Below are 7,246 nucleotides of genomic sequence, written 5' to 3'. Positions count from 1 at the left end.
GCGCCGGGGCCCCCGGTGCCCGGGCCCACCGCGCCGGCCGGGCCCACCGCGCCGGGGTTCGCCCCGTACGCCGCTCCGGTCGCGCCACCGGTCCGGCGGGTCACCCCGCTGCCCGTACGCGCGCCGGCCGCACCGTCCGAGAGGGGAGTCCCGGGCCGCCCCGGCCCCGGTCACGAGCAGCCCGAGCCCCGCCACGAGCACCCCGAACCCCGTCACGAGAACACGTACAAGGAGTAGATGCACCATGCCGAGCGAAATGACGTCCGGGCAGGTCGCCGACCTCGACTGGCTGTTGAGCGGACTCGTCCAACGTGTCCCGTACACGCGCAGTGCCGTCCTGCTGTCCGCGGACGGGCTGGTGAAGTCGGTCCACGGCATGGATTCCGACAGCGCGGACCACATGGCGGCCCTGGCGGCCGGGCTCTACTCCCTGGGCCGCAGCGCCGGGGCGAGGTTCGGGGACAACGGCGACGTGCGTCAGGTCGTGGTCGAACTCGACTCGACCCTGCTCTTCGTCTCCACCGCCGGTTCCGGTACCTGCCTCGCGGTCCTCGCCGGCCGGGAGGCCGACGCGGCGGTCCTCGGGTACGAGATGACCATGCTGGTCAAGAGCGTGCGACCGTATCTGGCCACCCCGGCACGGCACATGGCGGGGACACCGTTCACTCCGGGGCTGTGAGGGTGCGGGCCCAGGAAGGACCGCTGCTCGACGCCGCGGCCGGCCGGCTCGTCCGTCCGTACACCGTCAGCAGCGGCCGGACCCGGCCGACGACGGAACTCGACCTGCTCTCGCTGATCATGGCGACCGGCAGGAAGCCGCAGGCCCACCTGGGCCACGAACACACCGTGACACTCGGGCTCTGCGAAGGCCCCACGTCCGTCGCCGAGGTGGCCGCGCATCTGCGGCTGCCCGCGACGGTCGCCAAGGTCCTCGTCTCCGACCTGGTGGACTGCGGGGCCGTCACCGCGCACGCCCCCGCCTTCCAGGACATGCCCACCGACCGAACCCTGCTGGAGGCAGTGCTCGATGGCCTACGACGACAACTCTGAGCGCACCGCCCGCCCCGCGCCCTTCCCCGTGGCCCTCAAGGTCCTGGTCGCGGGCGGGTTCGGGGTCGGCAAGACGACGTTCGTGGGCGCCGTCAGCGAGATCGCCCCGCTGAGCACCGAGGAGCTGCTGACCCAGATCGGCGTGGGTACGGACAACCTCGACGGCATCGAGTCGAAGCGGTCCACCACCGTCGCCATGGACTTCGGCCGGATCACCCTCGACCAGAGCCACGTCCTGTACCTCTTCGGCACCCCCGGCCAGGAACGCTTCTGGTTCATGTGGGACGAGCTGTCACAGGGCGCCCTGGGCGCGGTGGTGCTGGCCGACACGCGGCGCCTCGAAGAGTGCTTCGCCGCAGTCGACTTCTTCGAACGGCGTGGCATCGGCTTCATCGTCGCCGTCAACGAGTTCGACGGCGCCTACCGCTACGCCCCCGACGAGGTCCGGGCCGCACTGGACCTCCCGCCGGGCGTTCCGGTCGTCCTGTGCGACGCCCGGATCGCCAGTTCCGGTACGGGTGCGCTGGTGACACTCCTCCAGCACCTCATCAACGCCACCGCCGCCCCTGCCCCGCTCCAGACGTACGGAGCGCACCCGTGACGGGCAGGCAGCTGCTCACACCGGTCGACCGCGACGGCTCCACCCGGGCCGCCCGGTTGCGCCGGCTCGGCCTGGGGGAGCGGCCGGACACGACCTTCGACAACTTCGACGACTTCGCGGACCGGGTCGCCGCCGTGACCGCCGCCCCCTATTCCATGGTCAATTTCATCGACGAGAACCGTCAGTTCTTCGCCGGTCTGCACACACCCGCGGGCAACCAGGGAGGCGGCGACCTCGGCACCGCCGCCGCGCGCAGCAGCCGGAGCGACCGCTACATGGCCCGCGACCACGGCTACTGCCCGCACGTCCTGGTCCGGCGCAAGGCCCTGGTGCTGGACGACGTCTGCGACTATCCGCGCTTTGCCGGGAACCCGGTCGTGGACGGCATAGGGATTCGTTCCTACCTCGGGGCTCCGCTCATCGACGGCGCGGGCGTCGCGCTCGGCACCGTCTGCGCCGTCGACACCGTGCCCCGGCCGTGGGGGCGCGCGGGGCTCGTCACCATCAAGGCGCTCGCCCAAGAACTGATGGGGCACATCGACCGCCGGGAGCTGCCCCGCCGCTGAGGAGACGAGCGAGGGGCAGGCCCGTGCGTGGAGCGTCCGCTCAGCCGCGCAGGAACCGGGTGATGCGGCTCCGCAGCCCTGCGGCGTCGAGCCCGTGCGCCGCGACGTGCTCGTCCATCCGTCCGTAGCGGCGGAGCTCCGCGCGGCCCACACCCAGACCCAGCACCCGGTGCGGGAGATCGAGCAGGGCTTCGGTCGCCACCGCTACGGAGGTACCGGCGAGGTACGGCTCCACGAGCACCACGTCGGCGGTGCCCGCGCCCGCCGCCCCGCGCAGCCCGCCGAGATCGAAGGGCCGCACCGTGGCCGCGTACAGCACGGTCGTGTCCAGCCCTTCCGTCGCGGCGAGTACGTCGTCCAGCGTCGGGCCGACCGCGACGACGACGCCCCGGGACCCCTCGCGCACGGTGAGGAAGCCGTTCCCGTCCACGGGCATGGCCCGGCGGTTCGTCTGCATCGACAACCGCAGGTAGACACGGTCGTCCCCGGCGGCTGCCCGCCGCAGCAGTGCCTCCGCCTCGTCGGGATGGCCGGGAACGTGCACGCTCCAGCCGTCGAGCGTGTCCATGAGCGCCACATCACCGGGTGACATGTGCGTGAAGCCGGCCGCCGGGAAGTCGTACGAGGCTCCCGCGCTCACCAGCACCCCGGCCACACCCTGGTGCCCGAAGTCCAGTCTGATCTGCTCGAAGGGGCGCTCGACGAGGAAGCTCGCGAAGGTGTGGACGATCGGCCGCATCCCGGTCAGGGCCATACCCGCGCCCGCCCCGATGAGCAGCTGCTCACGGATACCTACGTTGATCACCCGCTCAGGGTGGTTCCGCTCGGCTCCGGCGAAGCCGTCGCGGCTGATCTCGGCCAGCACGAGGGCCAGGCGCGGATCATGGCCGAGGAGTTCGGTGGTGGTGGCGATGAAGCGGTCTCGCATGGTGTCCACGGGGAGTCTCTCCGTTGGTGCTGAAGGTGAGGGGTTGGTACGCCGTGTACCGGGTCAGGAGTGTGTGCGGCGGGGACGCGGGAGGGCGGTGCCGGTCAGCGCTTCGGCATGGTCCGGGCGACCACGGCGTGCGGCCGGCCGGGGTGCGGGGCGGTGAAGGCCGTGTACAGCGCCTCGTGGTCCCCGCCATCCACGCTCGCCACCGACCACCCGGCGGTCTCGAAGCGCGCCGCGATGCCGCCGGGGCGGCCGTACGTCGCCGACTGGTTGTCGATCACCACGGTGTGCAACCGCTCCAGGCCGGCGGGCCCGGCGAAGGCGAGCGCCTCGTGATTGCTTCCCTCGTCCAGTTCCGCGTCCCCCACGAGAACCCAGACCCGGGAATCGGTGCGGCCCTGCGCCCGCAGCCCCAGGGCGGTGCCGACCGCGAGAGGGAGGCCGTGCCCCAGCGATCCGCTGCCGATCTCGGCGCCCGGCACCAGCAGTCGGTCCGGGTGCTGGCCCAGTGGCGAGTCGAACGAGCCGAAGCCGGTGAGCAGGTCCTCCGGGAAGAAGCCGTGGGCGGCGAGCACCGCGTAGTAGGCCATGGGCCCGTGGCCCTTGGAGAGCAGGAATCTGTCCCGCTCGGGATCGTCCACGGTCGCGGGGCCGACCCGGAGCACCCGGTCGTAGAGCACCCAGAGCACGTCCAGGGTGGAAGTGGCGGCGGGCCCGTGCTTCTCGTCGCCGGTCATGAGGCCCATGAGGTGGTTCAGGTCCTCGTAGCCGTACGTGCGGCGCCCGGAACCGGTGGAATTCGTCATGCTGATCATCGTCTGACCTCAACCATGGTTGAGGTCAAGAGGAAGTGGTTCGTAACCACCCGTCCAAGTGCGGTATTGTTCTCATGCGCGTTCAGCCAGGGCAACAGCCCAGGTCAGACGGGTGCCGGGACGTGGCGCAGCTTGGTAGCGCACTTGACTGGGGGTCAAGGGGTCGCAGGTTCAAATCCTGTCGTCCCGACTTTGCGAAGTTGCACGTCATGCTTCATGAAGTCGCAGCTCAGAGGGTCTGTCGAAGAGATTCGACAGGCCCTTTGCGTATGTCCGGGGATTACGGCGAGCCCGAGTGGGTCTCCGAATGGTCCGGCGGCCAGTTTCGGGGTCGCGCCGACGTGTGCATGGTCCTGGTCACCGCCGATGGTGTCCAGGACCCGCCTGCCCCTCACGGTGCGGTCAGCGCTTGCTCCACTTCTGGTTCGGGTGGCCGTTGCAGGTCCAGAGCTGTAGCCGGGTGCCGTTGGCGGTCGCGTTGTCCTTGACGTCGACGCACTTGCCGATCGTCGTGTTGACGAGGTCGTGCGACGAGTTGACCTTGAACTTCTGGGCCCAGCCGCCGTTGCACTTGGCCAACTGGATCTGGGCGCCGTCGTCCGTCGACGCCCACGCGATGTCCATGCACAGCCCCATGGAACGTGCGGTCCCGTCGGACCGGAAGTCCCACTTCTGCCAGTTCTTCCCCGTGCAGTCGTAGATCTCCAGGGGGGCACCGTCCTTGCCCTTGTCGCCCACGATGTCGACGCACCGGCCGCCGGCGTGGCTGTAGACCGTCACACCCGCCGCGACCGCTGCGACCGCCGCGACCGGTTTGGTCGTCTTGGTCGGCGTGGTGGTGACGGTGCCGGACTTCGACGTGCCGCCACCGCCGGAGTTCGACGAGGACGAGTCGGACGAAGAGGGCTGGGACGAGTTCGACGAGGTACCGCTCTTCGCCTCGCCGCCGCCCTTCGAGGAGGTCTCGCCCGAGCCGGAGTCGTCCTTCGTCGATCCGCTGCCGCCCGAGCCCCCGGACGCGTCGGACTTCTTCGGGTCCGACTGGTCGCCACGCCGCGCGTTCGCCTCGGGGGAGCCCGACGTGCGCTTGCCCGCCACGGGCGCGGCCGAATCGAAGGCCCCCGGTGTGTCCTCGAAGGGGTCCGTCAGGACGGTGTCCGCGGCGTCGCCGGAACCGACCGTCCTGTTGCCCCCGTCGTCGTTCCGCGCGTGGATCAGGAAGGGGACGGACACCAGCAGCGCACCCGCTATCGCGGCGGCGGCCAGGATGGTGCGCGGTGGCCGGCCGGGCTGTCTCGCCCGTGCGGCGTCCGCGTCGGAGCCGTCTCCGGCGGTGAGGGTGACCGCCTCGGCGTCGCCCTCCGGGGTGGCGCCCGCGGACGCGCCCTCGGCCGTGGCGGAGGCGGACCCGCCTTCGCCTTGCGCGGCGGCCGAGGCGTCTTCGGCCTGCGTGGCCGTGGAGGCGCCCTCGGCTTGCGCGGCGGTGGAGGCGCCCTCGGCTTGCGCGGCGGTGGACCCGTCTTCGGCTTGCGCGGCGGTGGCGGACGAGGTGGTCGTCGCAGCGGACGTGCCGGTGTCCGGCTCGGCGGCGGCCCCGGGCTCAGGGGCGCCCTTCGCGGAGCCGGAGGCCGGCGCTGCTCCCGTGTCCACCGTCCCGTCCGGGGCGGCTGCGGCCGCAGCTGTCTCGCCTTCGGAACCCTGCGGGGACCCGGCAGTGTGCGGTGCGGTGCTCAAGACGTCCTCCTGGCGAAGCGGCTGTGGGGCGGGTTCCATCGGTTCCCGTGTGGTGCTGGAGAGTAGTGCGGGCCATGTCTCAGGTCTCCCGCGCAGGCCGAGGGGGCGTCGAGTAACGCACCCCGTCGAAGACGATTCGGATCGGCTCACCGGTTCCGGTCCCCTGGCTGCGCTCGGTGCCGTCCTGGTCGACGATCACGACGTTCCGGCCGGAGACCATCGCTGTCAGGGCCGCCAGGGTCTCAGGATAGGACCCGGGGCCGGCCCGGTTGACGAGCAGTCGGATCCGCTGCCCGACGTCGAACTGCGCTGAGGACAAGGTGATCCGGCCGCCGAGCATGCTCGCCTCGGCGAGCTGTCCCGGTCCGAGGGCGACACCCAGTGCGCTGATCTCGTCCAAGCCGGCCGTGTCGTCACCGGAGGGTAGTCCGGGGACGGGCGCGCCGGCCTCCGCTTCGAGGGCCGAAATACGGTCGGACAACCAGAGGTTGAGGGCGTCACGACCCCCGCCGTCCTGTGCGGGGGCGGACTCCGGGCTCAACTCGCGCAGCAGCGAAGCCGAGAACGACTCTTCGGGGGACAGCGCAACGCCGCCGTCCCTGCCCCGAACGTCGTTGCCGCCAAGCCCTCTTGCCGGGTTCGGCATGGAGCCCGGGTCGGGCCACTGGGACGGCGTACGCGCCAGTGATCCCGTGGGCATGTCGACCCGCTTGGCTCCCCGCAAGCTGTGCACGTCGGCCGCGAGCCCCGCCAGGCGCTCGGCGGCTCCCCGCTGCGCGCGGGCCGCGACGAGCTGGCGTTCGCGCGCGGCGTCGAGCAACTCCCGCAGCTCGTCCGCGCGTCGACCCGCCTCCTCCAGAGCCTTCTCCGCGGCGTACCTGCGCGCCCGAGCCGCCTTGGCCAGGTCGTTCTGCTGGGATCCGTCCCCGGTTGACTCGGTACTGGCCGGGTCGGTAGCGGCCGGTTCGGTGCCGACCGGATCGGAACCGACCGACTCCTTGGCCTTCTGTAGCTGTTCGAGGGTCCGCCGGGCCTCGCGGGCACGGATCTCGTCCGGCCGCACCCCCTGGCGCTCGGCGGGATGGTTGCGCCCGATGTGGGCGGCCTCCGCCTCGGCGGCGCGACTGAGTCGTTGCGCGGTGCGGATCCGCTCGTCCAGGGTGGGCCGCCCGCGCGACGAAGAGCCCTGGCTGCCACTCCCCGAGGCCGCCGACTGCCGCTGCCCGCCCGCCTTCTGACCTGGCTGGGGTGCTCGGGCGGAGACGGTCCGGGGTGGGGTGGGTGTGGGGGGCAGGACGGGTGGGGTGTTGGTGCCGTGGTAGGTGATGGGTGCGCCTTCGCCCAGCGCGAGGAATTCGTTTTCTCCTTCGCCCAGGAGGAGTGAGCGGTCGGGGGTGGTGTCGGCGCGGCTTTGGAGGTAGGTGCCGAATACGTGGTGCAGCGGTACCTGTTGTGATGTCACCCAGAATGGTCCGAGGGTGTGGCTGCTTTCGTCGGTGGGGTCTTTGTAGGGCGTGAGAAGGCTGTAGGACTCGGCGGGGCCGCG

At 71.5% G+C, this 7,246-nt stretch carries 8 protein-coding genes, 1 tRNA gene and 1 pseudogene; 6 read left to right on the top strand and 4 right to left on the bottom strand.

Annotation, left to right across the window (positions count from 1 at the left end; genetic code table 11):
- The 5 genes and pseudogenes from ACFWEP_RS28920 to ACFWEP_RS28900 form a co-directional block, all read left to right on the top strand.
- A pseudogene (locus ACFWEP_RS28920) lies at positions 1-237 on the top strand (hypothetical protein); the annotation flags it as partial.
- Positions 238-244: 7 nt separating this feature from the next.
- Positions 245-679 (top strand): roadblock/LC7 domain-containing protein, encoded by a 435-nt coding sequence (locus ACFWEP_RS28915; RefSeq protein WP_266712128.1) that lies wholly within the window; start codon positions 245-247, stop codon positions 677-679.
- Complete coding sequence (locus tag ACFWEP_RS28910) at positions 676-1,050, top strand: DUF742 domain-containing protein (protein ID WP_358762583.1); 375 nt, start codon at positions 676-678, stop codon at positions 1,048-1,050. Before ACFWEP_RS28915 ends, ACFWEP_RS28910 begins: the two co-directional genes overlap by 4 nt.
- A complete protein-coding gene (locus ACFWEP_RS28905) occupies positions 1,028-1,651 on the top strand; it encodes an ATP/GTP-binding protein (protein ID WP_387374351.1) in 624 nt (207 codons plus the stop codon). Before ACFWEP_RS28910 ends, ACFWEP_RS28905 begins: the two co-directional genes overlap by 23 nt.
- The gene (locus tag ACFWEP_RS28900; RefSeq protein WP_387374349.1) at positions 1,648-2,217 is read left to right on the top strand and encodes a GAF domain-containing protein; all 570 of its coding nucleotides are present in this window, start codon (positions 1,648-1,650) and stop codon (positions 2,215-2,217) included. Before ACFWEP_RS28905 ends, ACFWEP_RS28900 begins: the two co-directional genes overlap by 4 nt.
- 40 nt (positions 2,218-2,257) lie before the next feature.
- Here ACFWEP_RS28900 and ACFWEP_RS28895 read toward each other — a convergent pair whose 3' ends face one another.
- Together ACFWEP_RS28895 and ACFWEP_RS28890 are read right to left on the bottom strand one after the other, a co-directional pair.
- Positions 2,258-3,154 carry a transketolase family protein gene (locus ACFWEP_RS28895; RefSeq protein ID WP_387374348.1) on the bottom strand — a complete coding sequence of 299 codons (897 nt, stop codon included), beginning with the start codon at positions 3,152-3,154 and terminating at the stop codon, positions 2,258-2,260.
- Between the two features lie 95 nt (positions 3,155-3,249).
- Positions 3,250-3,957, bottom strand: a complete 708-nt coding sequence (locus tag ACFWEP_RS28890; protein WP_387374346.1) for a transketolase — start codon at positions 3,955-3,957, stop codon at positions 3,250-3,252.
- Positions 3,958-4,082: 125 nt separating this feature from the next.
- On the opposite strand from ACFWEP_RS28890, the gene ACFWEP_RS28885 reads away from it, so the two are divergent.
- Positions 4,083-4,156, top strand: a tRNA-Pro gene (locus ACFWEP_RS28885).
- A 212-nt stretch (positions 4,157-4,368) separates the two neighbouring features.
- Here the strand turns inward: ACFWEP_RS28885 and ACFWEP_RS28880 are convergent.
- Together ACFWEP_RS28880 and ACFWEP_RS28875 are read right to left on the bottom strand one after the other, a co-directional pair.
- Complete coding sequence (locus ACFWEP_RS28880) at positions 4,369-5,700, bottom strand: ricin-type beta-trefoil lectin domain protein (protein WP_387374344.1); 1,332 nt, start codon at positions 5,698-5,700, stop codon at positions 4,369-4,371.
- A 79-nt stretch (positions 5,701-5,779) separates the two neighbouring features.
- Positions 5,780-7,246, bottom strand: a 1,467-nt coding sequence (locus ACFWEP_RS28875; RefSeq protein ID WP_387374342.1) for a hypothetical protein, incomplete at its 5' end; no start/stop codon positions are given.

It is taken from the genome of Streptomyces sp. NPDC060198 (assembly GCF_042728415.1).
In the GTDB taxonomy this organism is placed as follows: domain Bacteria; phylum Actinomycetota; class Actinomycetes; order Streptomycetales; family Streptomycetaceae; genus Streptomyces.
Note: the sequence above shows the minus strand (reverse complement) of the source record. Positions and strands in the feature narration are given on the sequence as shown.